We start from the raw sequence: 22,568 nt of genomic DNA on the forward strand, positions 1-22,568 counted from the left end.
ATCTTAGTAAAAAGGGCAGTGCAATAGTAAAATCGATTCTGGGGAAGAATGACAGATTATTTGGAGGTCATCCCAGTCAATAAAGGAGATGATACAAAGGGGATTGGATGTCTTGTTTTGTAAACAAGCGTTAGGAATTTTCCCCGAAGGGCATATACGCTATTCATAAAAAGATCTGGAGGGGAACATAGGTGTAGCATGATTTGCTTTCCAAACTGGAACAACCGAAATCCCTGTTGGAATTATTGGTACCGAAAGGGTCTTAACTTATAGAGGAAATTTTCCTATACTAGGAAAAAAAGTCACTTTATCAGTAGGAGAACCCATCTTTTTCGAAGCATATGAAGAAAGAGACATTTATGACCCTTGTACATTAAGACTAGCTACTGACCTGATCATGAAGAAATTTCGCCGTCAATCATATGGTTTTGGGATTAAATCTCATGATGTTTATAAATTACGAAGTATGGAAGATATAACTCTAGTAATGACTCCATAAGGATTGATTCATAGGCATAATAAGAAAAAAAGAGTGGTGAATTCGTATGAGGAAAGTTTAAATTCTATTCCCAGCACTCGATCAAAGGTAGGTAGTGTAATGGTATTATTAAGGATTCAATAAGGTTTTTGTTTCCCCCTACAACAAAACCTTCCTCTAAAAGTGCTTCAGAGGAATTTCTAAAATGGTTGGATGAACAATTATAAAACCTGTTGAAGCTTTAATATATCCTTCATACTCGCTTTTACCTTCAATTTTCCAGAAGTAAAAGCATTCATCATCTTTATTTCTTTATTAATAATTTTCAACCACGTTTCTGAATCAGTCGTTATTTGAATATCTATTTTCTCTGGTTTTCCTTCAATAGGTTCACTGGCTTTTCCTTCAGTTATCTGACTATACCATGATTTTTCAATGTCTGAAAAATAAAAAGCGACTATTTTCTCCCAGTTTCTAAATTTCTTCTGATTCTCCTCTTTGTCTAATTTTAAAAGAATATTTTTGATACCATTAACAATTGCTTCTGACATTTAGAGATTCGGCATCCTTTAATTGGTATAGAGAAAGGAATTTGGATTCCTCTTAAATATCTAAGGATTGATTTTCCTATATTAAGGATCTAATTTACTCTTTTTCTATGTTTTATAGAAAAATCAATAACTTAATTGTAATGATTCTATCAAAACTACTAATGATACATTAGCTGATAAATTATGACCACAATTGATGAAATGGATAATTATCTTAGAGTAAATAATGATTTACATATAAATAATCTCTTCAAATTAGTCCAAATCCCAACAGTTACAGCTAAAGGAGGAAATAATTCCTTACAGGCCATTAAAATTCTTGAATCAATTTTCAAACCTTTGGATTTTAAAACTAATATATTTAAAACTAAAGGACAACCAGTATTTACTGCTTTATATGATGCAAACCAACCTAAAACCCTTCTTTTTTACAATCATTATGACGTACAACCTGCTGAACCATATGACCTTTGGATTAGTCCTCCTTTTGAACCAGAAATTCGAAACGGAAAAATTTATGGCAGAGGAGTAGCTGATAATAAGGGGGAGATCATAGTGAGAGCTTCAGCAGTAAAAATGATGTTAGATCTGAAAGAAAAGCTTCCTATCAATGTTAAATTTATTATTGAAGGAGAAGAAGAAGTTTCAAGCCCTCATTTAAAGGATTTTGTAACCTCGAACCCAGAATATATGAAAGCAAATGCTTGTATTTGGGAATTCGGTGGAAAAAATGCAATAGGCCAGCAGGAGATTTGGGCAGGTGTAAAAGGTATTTGTTATGTACAATTAAAGACAACTGGACCAAAAAAAGATCTTCATTCCGCATTAGGTGCAGTAGTTCATAATCCTGCAAATCATCTTGTTGCAGCACTGGCCTCCTTACGAGATGATAAAACAGATAAAATATTGTTAGAAAATTTTTATGAAAATATAATTCAGCCAACAGAAGAATATAACATAGCAATTTCAAGAATAAAAGAATCATTCAATGAAGATAAACAAAAGGAAGCTTGGGGAATCGATCAATTTATATTAAACCTAAAAGGGGAAGAATTATTGCATAAATACTATTTAAGTCCAACCTGTACGATTTGTGGAATTTGGTCAGGTTGGCAAGGAGATGGAGGAAAAACAGTTCTTCCAGCCATTGCCCAAGCAAAAGTTGATTTTAGATTGGTACCTCACCAGACTCCAGAAGATGTGGTTCTCAAGTTGAAACAACACTTTGAAAAAAATAATTTTAATATTGAAATTGAATGGTTTGAGGGCTACAAACCCGCTTACACTCCTTTGGATAACCCTTTTGTTAAAGTTGTAAAGAAAACAATCTCAGAAATCTATTTACATGAACCCATTCTTCATCCGTGGAATCCAGGTTCTGGACCATTGTATCTTTTTACTGAACATTTGCCAGTTCTCTCTATAGGAGTAGGAAACCCTGCAAGTAATTCCCATTCTCCGAATGAAAATATAGAAGTAAATGATTTTCTCCGTGGCCAAAAATGTATTGCTAGATTAATGGAAAATATAGCAAAATCCTAATAAAAATTCAGAATAATATTTAATTTGATAGAAGTTAAATAAGGATAATCAATATTTTAATTTAAATCCCTCCTAATATTGATCTGAACAGAGAACGACAATTATCATCGTATATCAACAAGTATTTAATTCAGAAAAATAGAAGTATAAAAGAGGACTTCTGTCATGACAAATGAAATATTAGCTGACAACTTACTTAGGGAGATTTTAGCTGAAATCCGTAAAATAACTCAACAAATTGTTGATGTAAAAGGATCTCTTGAAAATTTAACCCATTCTCTCTTGAATTCTCCTTATATGACGCAGTTGTCCGCCACAGATTTAAATGAGCAAAAAGATCAAGAAATTCCTTCAAGCTTAGATATTATAAGACTGCAGGAACATCGACCAGGAATTTTCCAAACATATAAAGCTATCCAGAAAAAAGATGGCTGGGTTTCAAGTCAAGAAATAGCTGAAACAACAACTAGGTCTAGAGGTCTTGAATCACGGTATTTAACATATTTAGCTGAACAAGGATTTGTCATTAAAAAGCGTATAAAATCGAAAACAGATTCTAGAGCAACTGAGGTATTATATAAATTAGTTGGAGTAGATGAATAGTTGAGTATGCATACAATTGCTTGGCATAGTTATCGTGGAGGAGTCGGAAAATCTCTTTTAGCAGTTAACACAGCAGTTATGCTTGCACAACTTCACAAAAAGGTGATAATCGTTGATTTCGATTTACGCGCTCCTTCTCTCCAGACATATTTTCAAAGCTATTCTGAAAATCTTGCCTTTAATATGAACAAATCTTCTTTTACTGATTTTCTGATTGGAAATTCTTCACCCGAAGATGTAATTCAAAAAACTGAATTTGGAAACCTTGAATTTGTCCTTTCTGATATTGAAGTTTTACAAAAAACATCAAAAATTCGAACAAAATTGTCACAATCAGGAGAAGGAAAATTCCTCACTAAACTTTTTGAATTTATTAGATATTGTAATAAGAAGAATTATGATTATTTATTCATTGATTGTATGCCAGGAGTCACTTTTCGATCTTTAGACGCTCTTGTTGCTGCAGATCAAATTATTGTGGTTACCAGACCTGTGAAATCTGAAATTAAAGGCTTAGAGCTTATGAAATCAGAATGTTATTCTAAATTGGAAGGAGCACGACTAACAGCTGTCATGAATCAAGTAGAAACAGTAAACGATTTGAATCATAAACCCAGTGAACATGATATTTTCATTGCTAATGAAAATATAGGAAAAATCTCCTCTGTCCTTAAAGAAAATCCTTCAATCCCGATTTTATACACTTTTTATAGAATCCCCTTCGTCACAGAGAGAATATATATCACGGAAGAACCAAACCACCCTTTTTCTCAGTTCATAAAGGAATTCTGTGACCAAAACTTTAAACAATGGGAAATGAGTTAATAGGCATCAAAGTAGAGAGGTAGTAGATCAAAAGTTATTATTATATTATGAAATTCTATAAAAAATCAGATTTAATTGTTTTCCTTCTTGTTTGAGTAATATGTAACTAAAGCTTTCATAGCTTTGACTGTTAGAGAAGGCCATTTGAATACTGGAATACCTCTTTCCTGAAGAAAATTAACTACGTCATCTCCAGTGTCAATGCAACTCATCAAAACAGGGATTTGATTTTCATGAACCCAATCAGCAAACGTAGTTAAAGCTTCAGTCATAACTATATCCATAGCTTCAAGTGGAAATATTTCTGAAAATTCATAATTAGTAAACTTCAGAGAACGTTCAAGAGCAATAGCTCCGTAAATTCCATAAAAGATCAATGCATCTACTTCCCCAGCTTCCCAAACTATTTTAGGTATCTCTTGATAGAAAAGACTGATATTCAAATCAAAGGTAAGGTCAATAGGATTGTTTGGAGATGCTACGGAGGGAATGATACTTTTTAATTTTTCTTTCAATGGTTCCGAGAAGAGAGGAACCTCCAGATTATTTTTCTCACAACTATCAGCAAGAGCAACAGCAGGACCTCCTGAATTGGTTATTAACCCAATTCGATTTCCTTTCGGGGGATATGCCAAAGAAAAAGCATGACTAAATTCATATAACTCTTCCATCGTCTCAGCTCGAATAACTCCACAATGTTGGAAAATAGTCTCATAAACTGTTGGTTTTCCTCCTAGAGAGGCAGTATGAGACATGCCTGCCCTTGAACCAGAAATTGTCCCTCCAGCATAAATAAGAATTACAGGTTTAAGCTGTGTAAGTCGTTTTAGGATCTTAATAAATCGTCTTCCTTCTTTCTTTACACCCTCGATATAAATTCCTATTACTTTTATATCAGGATCATCAATAAAATATTCTAAGCAGTCTGTTAAAGAAATGTTTGCTTCATTTCCCACTGAAATAGCTTTTCCAATTCTTAATCCTCTTCTTTCTGCATATATTAGGATTTGTGAGATCCATGACCCACTCTGGCTAACTAAAGCTATATTTCCATTAATTCCAACTGGAAGTTCAAATGGAAACCATGTACAATTAATAATGCAGCCATTACAGTGCATATTAATAATTCCAATACAATTTGGACCGATAAATCGCATATTATATTTTTGGGCTATTTCATTCAGTTTTTCTTGTTCCTTTGAATTTCCAACCTCACTGAAACCAGCAGAAACAATTACAGCATAAGGAATTCCAAATCTTCCTGCTCTTTCTAGGTATTCAGTAACAAGACGGGTAGGTAAAACAATAATGATGAGATCAGGAACTTCAGGTAAATCTTCTAAATTTCTATAAGCAGTCAAACCTAGAACTTTATGCTCTGTTGGATGGACAGGATAAATTGATCCATTGAAACGTGCTTTTAAAGTATATAATTGCCCTGTTCCCATAGTTAAGAGATTATTAGAAGCACCTAAAAAGGCAATTGATCGAGGATTCAACAAATGTTCAAGAAAGTGGGTCATAAAGTATTCTTCAACATATCTCAGATTATTTTTTAAATAGTTTAGTATAGTGATCATATAATTGAATTATTCTGATTTAGAACAAATTTTATTAAAATTTTTTAACCCTATCTGTAAAGAATATGAATTTCAAGAATGCAAGCGTGTATACAAGGAAAAAGAATAGATATAGGAAAAATAAATTCTTCCATTCCTTAGAGGATAATTAAGCTTTGATTTTATCTCTTATAACGAGCTGATCAGTGGGAATGGGTTTACATTCACATTTTGTTGTTCGATTAATAAGGATTTCAAAAGCTTCAAGTATCAATTTTAATTCATTATCCTATAGTTCCATTATAAATCACTTTTAATTGTTAGATGAGCTATTTGTTAAAAAATTATAAAAAAATTTCTTTCTAGATGAATAATAATTAACTAATTAATTAGATTTTAAAGAAAACATCTTTCAATCTACCTTTTAGCAAAACGAAAATAAATTAAAGTTGTTATTAATATATAGAAGAGTTAATCGTTAATTGAAAACCAAATATCAAATAATTGAAAACAAAATTAGAATGGGAGAAAAATCGAAGGGAGGAATTTTTAAAAGATTTCTTAGATAAAAAAGAAATACTTTGAAGGAAGGAAAAAAGAATCCCTCCCTCCGAGTCAAAAGCAGGAGTTAAAAATTAATCTTCGTCATCCCAATCGTCATCGTCTTCGTCATCATAGATTGGTTTCTTCTTGACAACTTTTTTCTTTGGGTCTTCTTTTGCCTTTGGTTTACGGCTCATAATATCACCTTTTCGATTTTTAACTCATTATAATTGAACACACAAGAAAGAATTGGTATTTGACCTATTTCTTTTTTGGAGCAGCTTTTTTAGGAGATTGCTTTTTTGCAGATTTTTTCTCTTCCATGCAAATTCACCTTATTTTTCTATTGAGGGTTGTTTTTTATGACCCTTTTAGTTTTAGGGTCATATTTTTACTTTCTCTATTGAGGATTTAAATGTTCTCTAGCGAAACAAAGCGATTGATGTTAAAATCGGTAATAATCAAACCTTGGCGTTTTTTAGATCAAATTAAAAAACTGTATTAGATTACATTAAAAAAGGAGAGAAAATAAAAGGAGTATATACCAAATAATCTAAATTAAAAATTGATTATAAAACTTAAGAGAAGAAAATAATGTCTCCCTCCGAGTTAGAAACAGGAAAAAATACTTAATCTTCGTCATCCCAATCGTCGTCATCTTCATCATCATAGATTGGTTTCTTCTTGACAACTTTTTTCTTTGGATCTTCTTTTACCTTTGGTTTACGGCTCATAATATCACCTCTTCAATTTTTTATTTAATTAGATTAATAAAATAGAATGAAGTTGGAAGCTGCTTATTTCTTTTTAGGGGTAGTTTTAGGAGCTTCCTTTTTTGGTTGATTTTTTTTCTCTTCCATTATAAATCACCTTTTTTTCTTAATTTATAATTTAAATTTATGACCATGCTATTTGTAGGGTCGTTTAATCATGCATTTCATTGAGAATTTAAATCTTACCTAGATAAACTGTGATTCCTTCTATTAAAACAATTTAAGCTTTATTTACTAAAATTTTATGTATTTAAAAGCAAAATTATATAACCAGATTCTATTATTTTACAAAAAATTTAAATTTAGATCTTCTCACATCTTTTAATTAAAATAAATTACAAATTGCTTATTAATAACTTGATAAATAATTTCTTTAAAAAGGAAAAATATTAAGTTTTGTTCAAAATTCTACTCTAATCAGGAAATTTTATTTCTAATTTGATATTAGGGAGAGATTTTTATCTAATCTCTACTTTTAATAACATCTAATTATACTCAAATAAGCTCATAGAACCGATTTTTTTTTTATTTACAGTCTCTCGAATTCAGTGTGAAATAGATTGATATAAATTTCCTAGTTTCCTTGCGATATTTAAATCACTCTATTTTCAAAGATTTGAACTCAGTTTGTTTAATATTCTTGATTTTTTATATCTCTACCATATTATGTTGAATCCCTTTTATTCCTCTAAATTTCTAACTCACTATATTTCATAAAATCAGCATGATTAATTCTTCAAAGTAATTCAGGTTAGCAGTTAATTATATTATTATTCCTAATATTTGGTGCTCTTTCATTAGCTTTTATCTTTGATTAATGTAATAAATATGTTCTTATTTAATATCAATAATTTATCACATCGGTGGACCCTTTAGATTAAAAATACTACAAATTAATCTATAGATTTTTATAGGTTTAAATCCAAAAAAAAATGGATTTCTACTTATGTCTCAAAAACAACCTCCCGCTCAAAACATTCTAAGAAATATTATTAATGAGGTAGATGAGACTATTAGTACCACGATTTTAGATCGATTAGCGAAAATTCAGCAAAGTGTAAATACAATTATAGCTATTTTCAATCATAGTGAAGATGATCTACGTCAAACATTATTTATTCTAATTAATTCTCTATTTAATTTCAACCAAACTATAATTGAATTTCCAGAGGAATTAAGAAAAAAATCTGATTATATTATAAAAAAGCAAATAAAATCGAATCTGCAAATAATTAAGAAAACCTTAAAAAAACTAGACATGCTCTTCTGGATCACACGTCATAGACATGATGATCTATTTCCTGTTTCTCATCCAGTTCTTGATTATATGGAAGAAAGTATCCAGATAGTCTTGACTTTCTTAAAGAATATGCGTCAGGAATTTCAAATCACTTTAAATTCCATCATAACTGAATTAGACTCCCTTCTTAATGAGATTGATGAAGCAAAAAGTTATATTGGTGCTGTTCCCCCTAATATAGTTTCTCAATTCTTCATAGACTCAATTATGATTTGGGATCAAGATATGAAGACATTATTACAATATTGGGAAGATAAACTTCAAACATATGAGAAAAAATTCTGCATTGAAATGGAATCAATGGATAAAGAGCAACAAAGATTGACATTATTTATTAACCAAGAGATTTTTGCGCAAAAGAAAAGAAAAGAATCGCGATTTGATTAAATACAAAAATTTTATTATCTAAAAATATTTATTCAAGACTTTAATAACCTATTTTTAGAGTGATTTGTTTAAATATTCTTTAAACTTGTTTTCTTTATCCGTTATTACTTGGAGATAATATTTTGACCCTTGCAATAGAAACATATCATCTAACAAAGATTTTTTCTCCAAATATCATTGCTTTAAATGATTTTTCGCTTGGAATCAAAGAAGGAACAATTTTTGGACTTCTAGGCCCTAATGGCGCAGGTAAAACAACAACAATTAGAATATTAACAACATTAATTTCTCCTACAAATGGTCATGCATTAGTAAACGGATATCAACTTGATTCTGATCAAATTAAGATTCGAAAAACTGTTGGTGTGCAGACAGACTCACCAAATCTATATCTTCGCCTCTCGGCAAAGCGAAATTTGTTATTTTTTGCAAAAATGTATGGTTTAACCCATGAGGAAGCACTTAAACGGATTAAAGAACTTACTAGACAATTTAGATTAGAAGATCGATTAGAAAACGCTGTGGGATCCTATAGTCGTGGAATGAAACAAAAATTAGGGATAATTAGGGCAATTATACATGAACCTTCAATTTTATTTTTGGATGAACCTACTGCTTCATTGGATCCAATTGCCCAGGGAGAAGTGCGTACAATGATTATTCAACTTGCAAAAGTATTCAATAAAACGATTATCATGGCTTCGCATAATCTTCCTGAAGTGGAAAAATTAACTGATAAGATTGGAGTAATTAGTTCAGGGCGACTCATTGCATTGGGTTCACCTTTAGAACTTCGTTCAATGCTTGGCCAAGATGATAAGCTAGTTATTCAAAGTTCTATAGATTTAACTCCTTTTAAAGAAATTTTATCAACATTAAAAGGAGTTAAAAATATTTTATTAACCTCTGATTCCTCTAAAATTGTCATAGAAATTAAAAATTATTGTGAAACTGCACCTTCTATTGTGGAGGAACTAGTCAAGCACAAAGTACCGATTCTATCTGTTACACAACAAAAAGAATCTCTAGAAAACATTTATGCAGAAATAATGTCATTAAATGGTGAAAAATAGTAATGCAATTTAGATTGATCTGGGAATTGATGAAAAAAGACTGGAATGAAGCCTATAAAAGCCGTCAAGTCCTACTTATGACAACTATTGCGCCCTTTTTTTTAGGTGTAGGCCTCCCTGCTTTTATTCTAATAATAATGGGTTCTGCTCCCCTTGATTCATCAGATACCGAATTGAAAATATTCTTAGAGTTATTACCAGCTATTACCCCTGATTGGAATTACATATCAGAACATGCACAGAGTCTTATAATATTTTCAATATTTGGACAATTATTTCTTCTTCTTATTCCAGTTATGATTGGGAGCTATGTGAGTACTGATACAATTATTGGAGAAAAAGAACGACAAACAATTGAGGGTCTGTTTGTTCTCCCTTTAACTGATTTAGAAATATTAATTGCAAAAGTAGGTGTTTCATTTATACCAATCATGGGATTAACATGGTTAATGAGCCTTTTTTATGCTGTTATAGTCGATATTGTCCTATACACTCATCTTGATAGACTTTTCCTTCCAGATATTCGATTTATCCTCCTTGTCATTTGTTTTACCCCCTTACTGGGTCTAGCTTCTATTTTAGTGACTGTCCTAATTAGCTCACGGGTTTCAACGGTTCGTGATGCTCAGCAAATTACAGGTATCTTATTGATTCCAGCTATGCTTCTAGTTATTGGGCAAATGATCATACTCTTGATTAACACATGGTTGATCATCATTGGGACAATGATATTACTTGTTTTTGATCTTATAACTTTGAAAATTTCCCTTACATTTTTTAACCGAGAAAGATTAGTTACCTCTACCTAATTATCATTAATTTATTAACAAGCAAATATTATTCTATAATTATCAATATTCTCATTAAAGGAATTTTATAATCGAAATTGAGATGTTAATCATGATATTCTTTCTATTACAACTAATCCTAGTATTATTTTTCAGTATCTTATTTTTAATCTGCTTTATGTTTATCTCAATTATTTCTAAAGATATTTTTCTTCGGATTATCTTATCCATATTTCTGACTTATTTTCTAACCCTTTTCATACTTATTATAATTAATAAAATTGCTCGAATCTTGATGGAAATAAAAGAAGGTGAAATTGAAGGATTAGATGTCATTTTATGGTCTATTCAGGAAACTACCCTTGATATAGCCTTAACCCTTTCCAAAAAATTATTTATTCATTCACCTCAACCTGATTGGTTATACACATTCTTTGGTTTCAAACGGAAGAAAGGTGTTTCAATACTTACTAGGATGTGGGATCTTGATATCCTAGAGATTGGGGAAAATACTTTAATTGGCCCACAAACAATCGTCTCGGGACATCATATACGGAATGGAAAATTGTTTCGACAGAGAATAATAATTGGAAAAAATTGTACAATTGGTGCAGGTTGTATTATTGGTCCAGGTGTAAAGATAGGAGATAATACAAAAGTAGCCTATGGTTCAACTATTCCTCCCAAATGGATTCTCGAAAGCAATGCATTGTATGTTGGAGTTCCTGTAAAAAAGGTAAAGGATTTTACCAGCTCTAAGGATAGATAAACTCTATCCTTTAAACCTCTCGAGATCTTTTTTGTTTTTAGAGCTCTTTTTCTATTTATAGGCATCATATTCACAAATAAAAATTCACATTACATAGAAAAAACTCAACTAAGCCTGGATAGTGACAGGTAGAGAGATCCTTGAGACGATAATAAAACAATTATTGTTAAATGAATAGTCCTTTTTTGTTTTTTACGTAATATTGTTGATGATAATCTTCTGCTTTGTAATAATCTGATATGGGCTTAATCTCTGTAACAATGGATCTTTTAAATTTCTTTGAGTTTTCAAGTTTTTTCTTAGAATCAAATGCCTTTTTTCTTTGTTCATCTGAATGATAGAAAATAATACTTCTATACTGAGTTCCAATATCTAGTCCTTGGCGATTTAATGTTGTAGGGTCATGCATATTCCAAAAATGTTGTAATAATTCATCATATGATACAAGATTTTCATCATATATTACTTCTACAGCCTCAGCATGACCTGTTAGACCTGTACACACTTCTTTATAGGTGGGGTTGGTCATTTTCCCACCTGTATAACCCACTGATGTCGAAATAACGCCTGGGATCTCACGAAATCGTGCTTCTATTCCCCAAAAACATCCTGCAGCAAAAGTTGCTTTTTCCATCTTGTAACCTCACAAAATGCTTGGCTTTACCTTGATATCTTTCAATAAATATAGATAATTAAGTTATTCCCTTTATATTTCGTATTTATTTATTGAATATTTAAACAGAATTACGATTTTAGTTCTTCCCCTTTTAAAAACTAAATTATTTAAACTTCTTAGAAATTATATCGAAATAATTCAGATAAATGATTTTAATGTAATTCTTATTTAGAAAAAAAACATGCCATCCAACTTTCAAGACTAGTTCAAACTATTAAACGATATTATTAAAGAGGATCCAGAGAATTATCAGCTTCGTATTCGAAATGTACAATTTCCATTTTGTAATCATAAAAATGACGAAGCAGCTGTGTGTTTTAATAAAGCGATTTCAGTTCATTCAAATGATCCCAAAGTTTGGGATGTCAAACGTAATTTTCTCGCTATTCAAGGAAAATTCTCAGAAGCTCTTGATTGTTTTAACAAAAGAATCATTCTTGCTTCATCCAAACCTCGAGTTTTTATCTAAAGGAAGCACAAATCCTTTTCAATAGGATATTAGAAAGAAAAAGGAAAGGATAAACTCATTTTAATTAAAAATAGTCTATTAATAGCACAACTCCACTGATAAAAAGAAGAAGTACACCCAATGTTCCACCAATTAATCCTAGCACAATGTAAATAATTCCCCAAACTAGTTGATCACCTTTCCCTTTATTACTTAAGGCTTTATAACCATATATAGCTATAGTCCCACATATGATGGTGACTATTGCTATTACCACAAGATTTCCTTGAACAGCACCACTGATAATATTAAAATCAAAGAGCTGTAAGTTAAATTGGAGTAAATCTACAGCTTCTATCAGTTCAACAATTCCAAGAATGATCATTATAAGTCCACCTACGGCACCCAATATTCTACCAATGAATTTTAAATCTGTCATATTTAATACCTCAAATTTTCACCAGTTAAATGGTTGTTTTTAGAATATAGGAATTCTATTATGAATTGCAATTAGTTTGATTTCAAAAAGAATTTTCTGATCAATTATTATGCTCTAGGAAAAACAATTAATTCAATAATAACTAGCATAATTTATTGTGAATCGAAATTTAAAATCAAATATAAAGGAGTTTGGAGATTATCAAACTCCTGATGAATTAGCGAGTGAAATAATTACCCTCATTCAAAAGGAAAATTTCCAGCCAGCGACCATTATAGAACCTACTTGCGGTTTAGGGGCTTTTATTTTAGCTTCAGGAGAACTTTTTCCTAATTCGCAGATTGTAGGAATTGATATTAATAAAACGTATGTAGAATATATAAATGACCAATTAAGAAGAAAAAAAAGCCCAAATAACATCGAAATACAAACAAGGGATTTTTTTACCATAAACTGGAAATCTTTGATATCAAATTACTCTGAACCTTATCTAATTGTTGGAAATCCTCCATGGATAACTACAGCTGATCTTTCTGTCATTAATAGTAGAAATATTCCTAAAAAATTCAATATTCACAATTATCCAGGACTTGAGGCAAAGATGGGACGAAGTAACTTTGATATTTCAGAGTGGATGATGTTAGAACTTCTTAATAGTGTCAAAGATACTTCAACGACATTTGTACAAATATGTAAACTTAGTGTAGCGCGTAAGGTGTTTAAATATTGTGTTGATCATCAAATAAATATTGAAAAAGCTTATATATTTCTTATTGATGCCTTTTTTCATTTTAAAGCTAGTGTAGAAGCTTGTGTTCTGTTTCTTCAATTAACTCCTGGAAAATTCACCTCTATATGTGAAATATTTGAAAAATTAAATAAAAATAAGTTACTTCATGAAATAGGAGTCATTGATGGAAAATTAATAGCAAATATAGAATATTATCGAAAATGGAATCATTTAAATGGAGAATCTCCTTTTGAATGGCGATCAGGAATTAAACACGATTCTGTAAAAGTTATGGAGTTTATAAAAGGAGAAAAACATTATATTAATGGATTGAAAGAAGAAATCGAAATAGAAAATGATTATTTATACCCGATGCTTAAAAGCTCTGATCTAGCAAATAATAAGACCAACCCAAATCGTTGGATGTTGTTAACACAGAAACATACAGGCCAAGATACCTCAATACTTAGAAAAACTGCACCAAAAACATGGAAATATTTAATGGAAAAAGCCTCTTATCTTGACAGAAGAAAAAGTGCTATTTATTTGAAACGCCCAAGATTTTCTATATTTGGTATTGGAGATTATACCTTGGAACCTTGGAAAATTGCTATTTCAGGTTTTTATAAAAATTTAAAATTTCTCTTTATAGGTCCAAAAGAAGGAAAACCAGTTGTTCTTGATGATACCTGTTATTTCCTTTCTTTTGATAATTATTGGAAAGCCATGTTAGTTCATACACTTCTAAATCATCCAATAACTGATGAATATTATCGTTCTTACATTTTTTGGGATATGAAACGTCCAATATCAAAACAAATCCTAATGAACTTAGATTTAAAAAAATTATTAGAGGAAATTGGTTATCAACATTTAATAGAAGCTTTAATGAAAAAAAATCCATATTTAAAGCAAGAAAAGATACCTATAATTTTAAAAAATTTGTTTTAGGATGGTATAATAATCTTATCACGAAATTATTTTTGTTAAGGTTGAAATTAAATTAATAATTTGTCTTTATATTAGCATAAGATTGTGATTTTATGTCGAAAGTTGCTGTACTTCGCACTAAACCTCAGACTATTATTGAAGATTATAGAAATCTCTTAGATGAGATTAATTACAAATCTATTCTTAAAAATAGTGATATAAAAACAATAATTAAGATTAATTTATCTTGGTCTCTCTTTTTCCCAGCTTGTTCTACTCCCCCATGGCAATTAGATGGTGTCCTAAAGAAATTAACAGAGGATGGTATGAAAACAGAAACAATTATTCCTACAGAGAATCAAACTGTAGTAACTCATCCTTGGAAAGGCGCCTATTTAAATAAATGGTTAAATGTCTTTAATTCATATAATGTAAAATATAGACCTCTCACAAATGAAAAATGGGTTCCTTACGACCCTAAAGGAGACGTTCCTTACATGAGGGAGCTATTCAAAGATAAAATTATAATTCCTGAAATTTATTTAAACTCAAATATAATTCATCTACCGACAATTAAAACTCATGGACATACCATTATCACAGGAGCACTAAAAAATGCTTTTGGAGGTTTAATACCAAAATATCGTCATCATAGTCACAGAGTCATTCATGAAATTTTAGTTGATCTATTAACTATCCAGAAAGAGATTCATCAAGGAATTTTAGCAATTACAGATGGAACAATTTCTGGGGATGGTGCAGGACCCCGTATAATGGATCCATTCGTTTCAAACCTTATATTAGCAAGTGATGATCAAGTAGCCATTGATGCTATTTCTGCAAAGATTATGGGCTTCGATCCGTTAAAAATCAAATTTATCAAAATGGCTCATGATCAAGGGTTAGGAACAGGAGATTTAAACCAAATTGACCTTATAGGTATGGATTCAGCAGAATTTAATAAGATAAATTTTAATTTTCATACAGAACGAAGCCTAATAGTTAGATGGGATCAACGTATTCGTAATACAACATATAGATACCGGATCTTGAGACCAATTCATATGCTCCTTTTCCATACACCAATTTTCTGGTTATTTATTGCCACATCAGAAATCTATCATGATCGTATCTGGTATCCAATTAGAGGAAAAAGAAAAATTAAAGAATTTAAGAACACAGAATGGGGGTCAATCTGGGAAAAATATTCTTATGGGGAAAAATTAACAAAATACCCTAAGATTCAGAATTGGAATCGATATTGAAGGAAAAATTTTATCAATTAGTATTTAACCATTATAAATTAGTCCAACATCAACAAAGTTTACAAACCGGGATTTTTTGACTATGCATACGAATAAACTACCACGTTGTGAGTGGGCAGGGGATGATCCACAAATGATTGCATATCATGATCTTGAATGGGGTGTTCCTGTTCATAATGACCGTGAATTATTTGAATTACTTGTACTTGAAGGCGCGCAGGCAGGATTGAGTTGGACGACCATCCTTAAACGACGTGATGGATATAGAACAGCATTTGAAAACTTTGACCCTAAAATAATCTCAAAATATAATGATACCGATATTGAACGCCTTTTGGAAGATAAATCAATTATTCGTAATAAATTAAAAATTAAGAGCACTATAAATAATGCAAAAAGATTTATAGAAATTCAATCTGAATTTGACTCATTTGACCAATATTTATGGGATTTTATTAATCACAAACCAATCCAGAATAAATTTAAAGCCCTTTCAGAGCTACCTTCTTTCACACCACTTTCTAAAGATATAAGTAATGATTTAAAAAAACGAGGGTTTACTTTTATTGGTCCTACAATTTGTTATGCATTTATGCAGTCAATCGGAATGGTAAATGACCACTTAATACACTGTTTCCGTTATCATGAATTAAATATCTAAATCTACTTATTTTGGTCATTTTTAATTAATTATAAAGATCAACCTTTTTAGATAGATTTCAGAGATTAGACATCTTTTTTGTTTGATACTAAATCAAACACGGCAAATAATACAGGAAATTCAGTCTAGATACATTTATTTATTCTATAAATTAATTTTGATTAATATTTTTAAAAGCTTTGCTATTACTATAATTTATACGCTTATCTTAATTATTAGAATATCTTATTTTGTTAATCATTAAACCAGCTCTTTTTATGCTATTTGCAAATGCTTAAATATTCTCATAGAAAACAATTTTCCAGCGGCCTCTAAAAGAAATTGCGGTCGTAATGAATCTGATTTGAAATAAGGTGAACTAATTGTCTAAAAAGAAAAGTAGTACAAAGAAAAAAACAGAAAAATCTTCAGCAGCTAAGAAAAAGAAATAATTGTCAAGTTATTTAACCATTAAACACTAGAGAAAGCTTGATTCATCAATCTTATCTGGTGCAAATAATGTTTTTCAAATTTATTACCTAGGAGGTAAATAACAAAAAATGGGATCTAAAGATAAAAAGAAAGACCTTGATGAGGAAGAAGAAGATTTAGATGAAGATTGGGACGACGAAGAAGATTGGGACGACGAAGACGACGACTGGGAAGATGAATAGTAGTCTTTAATAATCTCAAGATCACTCCCTCTTTTTTTTCCTTAAATTTTCCATTTTCAATTAAGATTTATTAATTAGTGGAGAGGGAACTTGATTGGTATGGAATGGTTTCCAAGTAAAAACTAATAGAATATCAATTATTATAACCATTTGAGAGATAGTACATAATAAACAGATGAATTCTAAGAGAAATAATTCAATATAAAGAAGATAAAATAAAGATAAAAATCCAACAAATAACAATAAGGTAAGTAACTTATACAACAACTGTAAATTTTTTTCTGTTATAACTATAAATTTCCTAGTTTCTATATTAATGGAGAATGGAGTGGGAATAATACTTATGAAATTAATTATTATGAAAATAGAACTCATAAGCCCTATACCCATTAAAGAAAATGGTATCTCTATATTAAAAAGCATTAGATGATCATATCTACGAAATAACAATACCTGAGCCAAATTACCTCCAGCACAGCCACATCCACCACGAATATAATCAAGGAGTTGATAAGTAAGGGTTATCAATGAGATTAAGGTCAATCCAATAAGAATCAAAAAACGTTTTTTTGAGATCCTTTTGAGTACCTTTTGATTACGATTTGGGGAAAAATACCATAAGCAGGGAATATTTAAGAAAATTAAACCTCCAAGGATTAATAATGAAGAAATTCCAAGCAATGGTAGATCAAGAGACTCAATTGAAATTATTGGGATGAATGGTTGTGATGTTTTAGGAACAGTATATCCTGAATCTGTTAGAATTGCTAGAAAGGTGGTTTCAATCGATTCAAGGTTTCTTTCATCTATAATTATCAGCTGATTATCTCCCCAATGGAATATAACCCATGGGAAACCTTGTAATGTGGAAGTATTAATGTCAAGAGAATCAATTATATCCCAATATGATGCTAGTCCGATTTCAGTGTAGGTATCTATTAGAAGAAAATCTATGGTCTCATTATCTCTATAAGAATTGTAAAAAGGTTTAACATATGTGCTATATTTTGACATACAAGCAGAACATTCAGAATAATAAATTATGTAACATTCTATTAGGACTGGTTGGGCTGAATGAGAAGGAACGGGAGTGATTAATAATAAGAATATACTTAATACGATAATTAGATTTTTCTGTCTTAGCATTAGCTTCTAGACCTATGAGAGTAATATTCAATTCCTAACATGATTAATCTATTAAATTAAGCTTTAACAATTTTCCTAAGTAATTTTTCAGCTACAGGTATGAAATATACAAAAGGTTCATTTATTCCCGTATCTTCTTGAACTCGAATTATGGGATCTAGGGGAATTTGTCCCAATAAATCCGTCTGAAATTCCTTTGCTAAAGCCATTCCTCCTCCTTCACCAAATATATGATGAGTAGTACCACATGAAGGACATTTAAATGCGGACATATTTTCTACAATTCCAAGTACATTTTGATTCATTTTTCGTGACATTACAAGAGATTTTCCAGTATCTAATAAAGAAACTTCTTGTGGAGTTGTCACAATAACCACACCATCCATATTAGGTATTAATTGCATAATGGATATAGCTTCATCCCCAGTTCCAGGGGGCATGTCAAAAATTAGCATCTCTAACTCACCCCATTCAAAATCTGTCAAGAATTGTCTTAAAATTTTTATTTTCATTGGTCCACGCCATATTACTGGAGTAGATTTAGAACTTAAGAAAAAAGCTGTAGAAATAACTTTTAATCCAAGTGGGCCTTCAACAGGGAAAATTTTTCCTCCCTCTTCTTCTACCTCTACTCGCTTTCCTTCTAATCCCAGAATTTTAGGAATATTTGGTCCTGATATGTCTAAATCAACAATCCCTGTTTTATTTGGAAATTGTTTTGCAAATACTAAAGCAAGATTAGCTGCAACAGTGGATTTTCCTACCCCACCTTTTCCTGAAAGTATAACAATTTTATGCTTGATTCTCTCTAAATACTTTTGAAAATTCTGATCTTTTAATTGTATTGGTTTCTGCATCAAATATCCTTCTCTTAACTCGTGTATAGAATATCCAAACATCATTAACTAGTTATAACAAGTATAAACAGATTGATTTAAAAGAATTTTAGGTTCTTTTATTCTTTTAGGTATAGTATAGGATCACAAATAATTTTTTTTTTCTTACTTTCTGACTTAGGCGAATATATAATTTACTTATATCATTTTTAAACTCAATAGGAAGCAATTAACATTTTTTATAATACCATCCTCCTTGATTCAGTTACTCTAGGGGTATCTTATAATTAGAGAAAGTTAACAAAGGATAAGAATGGATACTTGATTCTTATTAAATCAGAAAGGAAGTCTAGTGTTCTATTATCCCAATTTATTAACTATAGCGTTTCAGAAAATTGTATTTTTTTAAATCTAAGGATACATGGATGGAATGTATATTTTTAGTATATTATTCATTTGGAGCTAAAAAATAAAATACTTGGATACATTTCTATGTATTATTTCACCTTTTATCTAATTTCCAATGATAAGTGTTTAGCATAATCTTACAAGAATTAAAAGGGCTAATAAGAAAATTCCTTTCTCGATGCTGAAATGTCTTAATTCATATAAAAATCAATTTCCAGAAATTTTTGTCGGGAAAATGACATCAAGTTCTCAAATTGGTCAAAAACTTCAAGATGACATCCAAATAAGGAAATTGTCATAGTTCTATTACTTGCTTATATATCAACATGAATTCATTATAACTTAATCAAGACACAAGCTGTCAGCTTTCCGAAGGATTGAAGAAGAAATGCGTTTAACTCAGCAATTTGGAATGAAAAAATCATTAGATCACTTATTTCAGCTCCTATATATGTCAACTAATCTTTTTTCTAATTTTGAATCACAAGAGGGATTGCATGTTCTTCATCTCAAGTTTAATAACTCACAGAATTATACAGAAGCCGAAGTTAGACAGCTTCTGTCTTATTTTCTGGACTTAGTAGAATACTTTACACATGAAAGAATTCTTCTAATTCAGGACCCAACTGATAAAACAAGATTTGCTTTAAGTGGAGGATTTTAATGTGTATTCAGAAAAATCCTATATAGATAAAGCCAATTCTGCTGAAAGAAAGCTTATAGCTTGGAAAGAATCAGAAAACATTACAGTAGCTCAGCAGGAAATTAAAAAGATACCTATGAGAACTTCAAGAGATGAAGAAGTAGCAAATAGAGCTTTATTGCTTCTTTCATTTAAAGATACTTCGATTCAAAATTTAAAGCATGTTTTCAATGTATTAGGCATAAAAACGGTTGAAGAAAAAAGAAAAATTTTGAAAGTGATATTTCATTTCATACGAGAAGGTTTAATTTATATCCCAAAGGGTTTACCAAATCTAATAGACAAGGGAGTCCTGATAGATTTAAATAATCCTGCAGAAGAGAGTATTGAGATACATCTACTAAGACCTTTTGACGAATTGATAAAGGAAATCCAAGAGGAAATTATCAGTTTATATGTTGGTGAGAAATAAATTAATTGAAGATTGTCTGAAATCTATCAATTTGGTGGATGTCGAATGATAATGTATAATGGTTCAATTAAAAAGGTAAATTCTGAAAAACAAATAGATGAACTTGAACTAGTAAAAATAAAATCTTATTTAAATGAAGCTTTTCCAATTTCTGAGTATAATTTGACAATAATATGGCATGAACTGAAACAAATGAGAGCTGAACTTGAAATCTCACAAAAAATTCCTATTTCTGACCTTATTGACTATTATTTTAAACTCATTACGGTTAAACAAGCATTTAATAACCAAATAAGTAATTTTGTACAGCTTAATCAATTATACATTGAATTAATTACAATTCGAGAAATGTTAGATCTTTCAGAATCTGTAAGAATTTCAGAGATAATCGACTTTATTCAGAATGAGGACCTTACCAAACTAGGGATAGGGAAAAATTCTTTGTTAGAAAAACTATTGAAACTTACATTCTTGAATCTCTCATGGTATTGAATTTTCCTCATTCTTGAATTGCGTTCATATTAAAAAGTGTTATTTTTTCATTAAGAAATGTTTTTGATAGGTACTAGATCTTTTTACATATGCTCATTCTAGAAAAACAGAACATGAGGTTTATGAATTGGTTTTTCCTATAAATATTGAATCTCCGAATGATTGGTTAGAACAGATTCCCTCCTTTTTATCCTCTCTACAACCAGATTCTATTTATCTCGATTCTTTTGAATTCCAATCATATTTAGCTAATAAATTAAACAATTTCTATTCCCAATACCCCTTAAAATTTAATAGTATAATTAAAGAAATTTTAAAAACAAGTACAGAACTAGCAAAATATCTTTTAATCAAGATATTATTATTAACTCCAGATTTATGGAAAAATTTCAAACTTGATGATGAATTTCAACCAATATTGACAGAGCTTGCTCTTACTCCTGATAAAATTTATGCGAAAGATGCTGCAACATTATCCAAAAATATTATAGAGGCTGTGGAAAGTCAAAGATTCAAAGCTGAAAAAGTAAGTGAGGATGCGGGAACATTTGATGAAATTGAAGATGAGGAAATCAGGTTTGGAGAAGAAGAGGAAGAAGCTTTTGATGACCTTTCACTCTCAAAGATTATTCATGAATCTGAAGCAGAAACTTTTAAGAGAGAAAAAGCTTCTAAATCAGCCCCAGTACTTAAGGAAGCTCAGCCTCCTAAACCTAGCCCAGCATTTGGTGCTCCTAGTCGAAAAACAAGCCCAACTTCACCACCAGTCCCTTCCATGGAGAGAATGGAATCAATATCTAAAAAAGAGAGCATAAAACCTGATACTATTTCATCTAAAATGTCTAAAGGGCAAACAATTCATACTCATGTTCACTATTACTCACGGATGAATCCACGTAAAACTTATCCATTTACTGTTACTTTATCAACTCTAGCTATAAAATTAAAAAGAGATAAGATTCATATATTGACTGGTGAAGAAGAATCCGAGACCAGAGGTGAGTTTGAATTATATGATATAAAAAGCGATCTTATAATTGAACCTTTACTCTCTGGATGCCTTGTTCAACCAACTTTTCAATTTTTTAGTCCAAAACCAGAAAATTTTCCAAGTGAATTAACCTTCTATATCACACCTTTAGTTGAAGCAGGATTTCGATCTACACAATTAGAAGGAGTATTGTACATCAAAGACGAGAAAAGTAATATTCTATTAAAGTTAGAATTAGAAGAAACACGAGTAGTTAGTAATCGATTAAGTCAATTAGTAGCAATTTTCGGAGTTCTAAGTGGTGGAGCAATGCCTTTTCTTGATACTTTTATTTTTGGAGGAGATCTTCAAGCTCAAGTCATAACACAACTCTCAGAGAATGCTCAAAATTTAGCTCCAGCAATTACAGGTTCTTTTACAAATGTTGATTGGTGGAATTTACTCACTAGTTTTCAAATCATACTTGTTGGTGGTACCTTACTTGGAGCCTTAATATATTGGTGGAAACGTTCTAGAGCTAGGATAGGTCCTATTGCGACTTCACAACTACAATTAAATCCTTAGTTTCGAATTGATGTTAAAAATAA

General features: G+C 30.6%; 20 protein-coding genes. 14 read left to right on the forward strand and 6 right to left on the reverse strand.

Going from position 1 to position 22,568, the window contains the following annotated elements; translation table 11 throughout:
- Positions 1 to 699: 699 nt before the first annotated feature.
- Positions 700 to 1,029 carry an SCP2 sterol-binding domain-containing protein gene (locus ACWVCY_RS09470; protein ID WP_455142398.1) on the reverse strand — a complete coding sequence of 110 codons (330 nt, stop codon included), beginning with the start codon at positions 1,027 to 1,029 and terminating at the stop codon, positions 700 to 702.
- Positions 1,030 to 1,212: 183 nt separating this feature from the next.
- Between ACWVCY_RS09470 and ACWVCY_RS09475 the strand changes: the two genes are divergently transcribed.
- The 3 genes from ACWVCY_RS09475 to ACWVCY_RS09485 all read left to right on the forward strand — a co-directional run bounded on the left by ACWVCY_RS09475 (position 1,213) and on the right by ACWVCY_RS09485 (position 3,999).
- Positions 1,213 to 2,571 carry a M20/M25/M40 family metallo-hydrolase gene (locus tag ACWVCY_RS09475; protein WP_455142399.1) on the forward strand — a complete coding sequence of 453 codons (1,359 nt, stop codon included), beginning with the start codon at positions 1,213 to 1,215 and terminating at the stop codon, positions 2,569 to 2,571.
- A gap of 165 nt (positions 2,572 to 2,736) precedes the next feature.
- Positions 2,737 to 3,174, forward strand: coding sequence for a hypothetical protein (locus ACWVCY_RS09480; RefSeq protein ID WP_455142401.1), 438 nt, complete (start codon positions 2,737 to 2,739; stop codon positions 3,172 to 3,174).
- Positions 3,175 to 3,180: 6 nt separating this feature from the next.
- Positions 3,181 to 3,999 (forward strand): ParA family protein, encoded by an 819-nt coding sequence (locus tag ACWVCY_RS09485; protein WP_455142443.1) that lies wholly within the window; start codon positions 3,181 to 3,183, stop codon positions 3,997 to 3,999.
- A 71-nt stretch (positions 4,000 to 4,070) separates the two neighbouring features.
- On the opposite strand, the gene ACWVCY_RS09490 is transcribed toward ACWVCY_RS09485, so the two are convergent.
- Positions 4,071 to 5,522: an acetate--CoA ligase family protein gene (locus tag ACWVCY_RS09490; RefSeq protein ID WP_455142403.1), complete on the reverse strand. Its 1,452-nt coding sequence runs from the start codon at positions 5,520 to 5,522 to the stop codon at positions 4,071 to 4,073.
- A gap of 2,298 nt (positions 5,523 to 7,820) precedes the next feature.
- Here ACWVCY_RS09490 and ACWVCY_RS09495 point away from each other — a divergent pair.
- From ACWVCY_RS09495 to ACWVCY_RS09510, 4 genes are all read left to right on the forward strand, one after another.
- Complete coding sequence (locus tag ACWVCY_RS09495; RefSeq protein ID WP_455142405.1) at positions 7,821 to 8,561, forward strand: hypothetical protein; 741 nt, start codon at positions 7,821 to 7,823, stop codon at positions 8,559 to 8,561.
- A 122-nt stretch (positions 8,562 to 8,683) separates the two neighbouring features.
- Positions 8,684 to 9,634 carry an ABC transporter ATP-binding protein gene (locus ACWVCY_RS09500; RefSeq protein ID WP_455142407.1) on the forward strand — a complete coding sequence of 317 codons (951 nt, stop codon included), beginning with the start codon at positions 8,684 to 8,686 and terminating at the stop codon, positions 9,632 to 9,634.
- A gap of 2 nt (positions 9,635 to 9,636) precedes the next feature.
- The gene (locus ACWVCY_RS09505; RefSeq protein WP_455142409.1) at positions 9,637 to 10,443 is read left to right on the forward strand and encodes an ABC transporter permease; all 807 of its coding nucleotides are present in this window, start codon (positions 9,637 to 9,639) and stop codon (positions 10,441 to 10,443) included.
- 274 nt (positions 10,444 to 10,717) lie between these two features.
- Complete coding sequence (locus ACWVCY_RS09510; protein WP_455142411.1) at positions 10,718 to 11,191, forward strand: acyltransferase; 474 nt, start codon at positions 10,718 to 10,720, stop codon at positions 11,189 to 11,191.
- Between the two features lie 166 nt (positions 11,192 to 11,357).
- Here ACWVCY_RS09510 and msrA read toward each other — a convergent pair whose 3' ends face one another.
- Entirely contained in the window at positions 11,358 to 11,825 is a 468-nt protein-coding gene (gene msrA / locus ACWVCY_RS09515) for a peptide-methionine (S)-S-oxide reductase MsrA (protein ID WP_455142412.1), read from the reverse strand.
- Positions 11,826 to 12,400: 575 nt separating this feature from the next.
- Positions 12,401 to 12,754: a hypothetical protein gene (locus ACWVCY_RS09520; protein WP_455142414.1), complete on the reverse strand. Its 354-nt coding sequence runs from the start codon at positions 12,752 to 12,754 to the stop codon at positions 12,401 to 12,403.
- A 157-nt stretch (positions 12,755 to 12,911) separates the two neighbouring features.
- Here ACWVCY_RS09520 and ACWVCY_RS09525 point away from each other — a divergent pair, with 157 nt between their 5' ends.
- From ACWVCY_RS09525 to ACWVCY_RS09535, 3 genes are all read left to right on the forward strand, one after another.
- Positions 12,912 to 14,435, forward strand: coding sequence for a hypothetical protein (locus ACWVCY_RS09525; protein WP_455142416.1), 1,524 nt, complete (start codon positions 12,912 to 12,914; stop codon positions 14,433 to 14,435).
- Between the two features lie 92 nt (positions 14,436 to 14,527).
- The gene (locus ACWVCY_RS09530; protein WP_455142418.1) at positions 14,528 to 15,679 is read left to right on the forward strand and encodes a DUF362 domain-containing protein; all 1,152 of its coding nucleotides are present in this window, start codon (positions 14,528 to 14,530) and stop codon (positions 15,677 to 15,679) included.
- 82 nt (positions 15,680 to 15,761) lie between these two features.
- A complete protein-coding gene (locus tag ACWVCY_RS09535; RefSeq protein WP_455142419.1) occupies positions 15,762 to 16,340 on the forward strand; it encodes a DNA-3-methyladenine glycosylase I in 579 nt (192 codons plus the stop codon).
- A gap of 713 nt (positions 16,341 to 17,053) precedes the next feature.
- Here ACWVCY_RS09535 and ACWVCY_RS09540 read toward each other — a convergent pair.
- On the reverse strand, positions 17,054 to 18,139 hold the full coding sequence (locus tag ACWVCY_RS09540; RefSeq protein WP_455142421.1) for a hypothetical protein: 1,086 nt from the start codon (positions 18,137 to 18,139) through the stop codon (positions 17,054 to 17,056).
- A gap of 56 nt (positions 18,140 to 18,195) precedes the next feature.
- Positions 18,196 to 18,996, reverse strand: coding sequence for an Mrp/NBP35 family ATP-binding protein (locus ACWVCY_RS09545; RefSeq protein ID WP_455142423.1), 801 nt, complete (start codon positions 18,994 to 18,996; stop codon positions 18,196 to 18,198).
- 775 nt (positions 18,997 to 19,771) lie between these two features.
- Between ACWVCY_RS09545 and ACWVCY_RS09550 the strand changes: the two genes are divergently transcribed.
- The 4 genes from ACWVCY_RS09550 (at position 19,772) to ACWVCY_RS09565 (ending at position 22,545) form a co-directional block, all read left to right on the forward strand.
- Positions 19,772 to 20,047: a hypothetical protein gene (locus ACWVCY_RS09550; protein ID WP_455142425.1), complete on the forward strand. Its 276-nt coding sequence runs from the start codon at positions 19,772 to 19,774 to the stop codon at positions 20,045 to 20,047.
- A 1-nt stretch (position 20,048) separates the two neighbouring features.
- On the forward strand, positions 20,049 to 20,498 hold the full coding sequence (locus ACWVCY_RS09555; protein WP_455142427.1) for a hypothetical protein: 450 nt from the start codon (positions 20,049 to 20,051) through the stop codon (positions 20,496 to 20,498).
- A 45-nt stretch (positions 20,499 to 20,543) separates the two neighbouring features.
- The gene (locus ACWVCY_RS09560; RefSeq protein WP_455142429.1) at positions 20,544 to 20,990 is read left to right on the forward strand and encodes a hypothetical protein; all 447 of its coding nucleotides are present in this window, start codon (positions 20,544 to 20,546) and stop codon (positions 20,988 to 20,990) included.
- Positions 20,991 to 21,117: 127 nt separating this feature from the next.
- The gene (locus ACWVCY_RS09565; protein WP_455142431.1) at positions 21,118 to 22,545 is read left to right on the forward strand and encodes a hypothetical protein; all 1,428 of its coding nucleotides are present in this window, start codon (positions 21,118 to 21,120) and stop codon (positions 22,543 to 22,545) included.
- The last annotated feature ends 23 nt before the right edge of the window (positions 22,546 to 22,568 follow it).

Source organism: Candidatus Hodarchaeum mangrovi, from assembly GCF_975850365.1.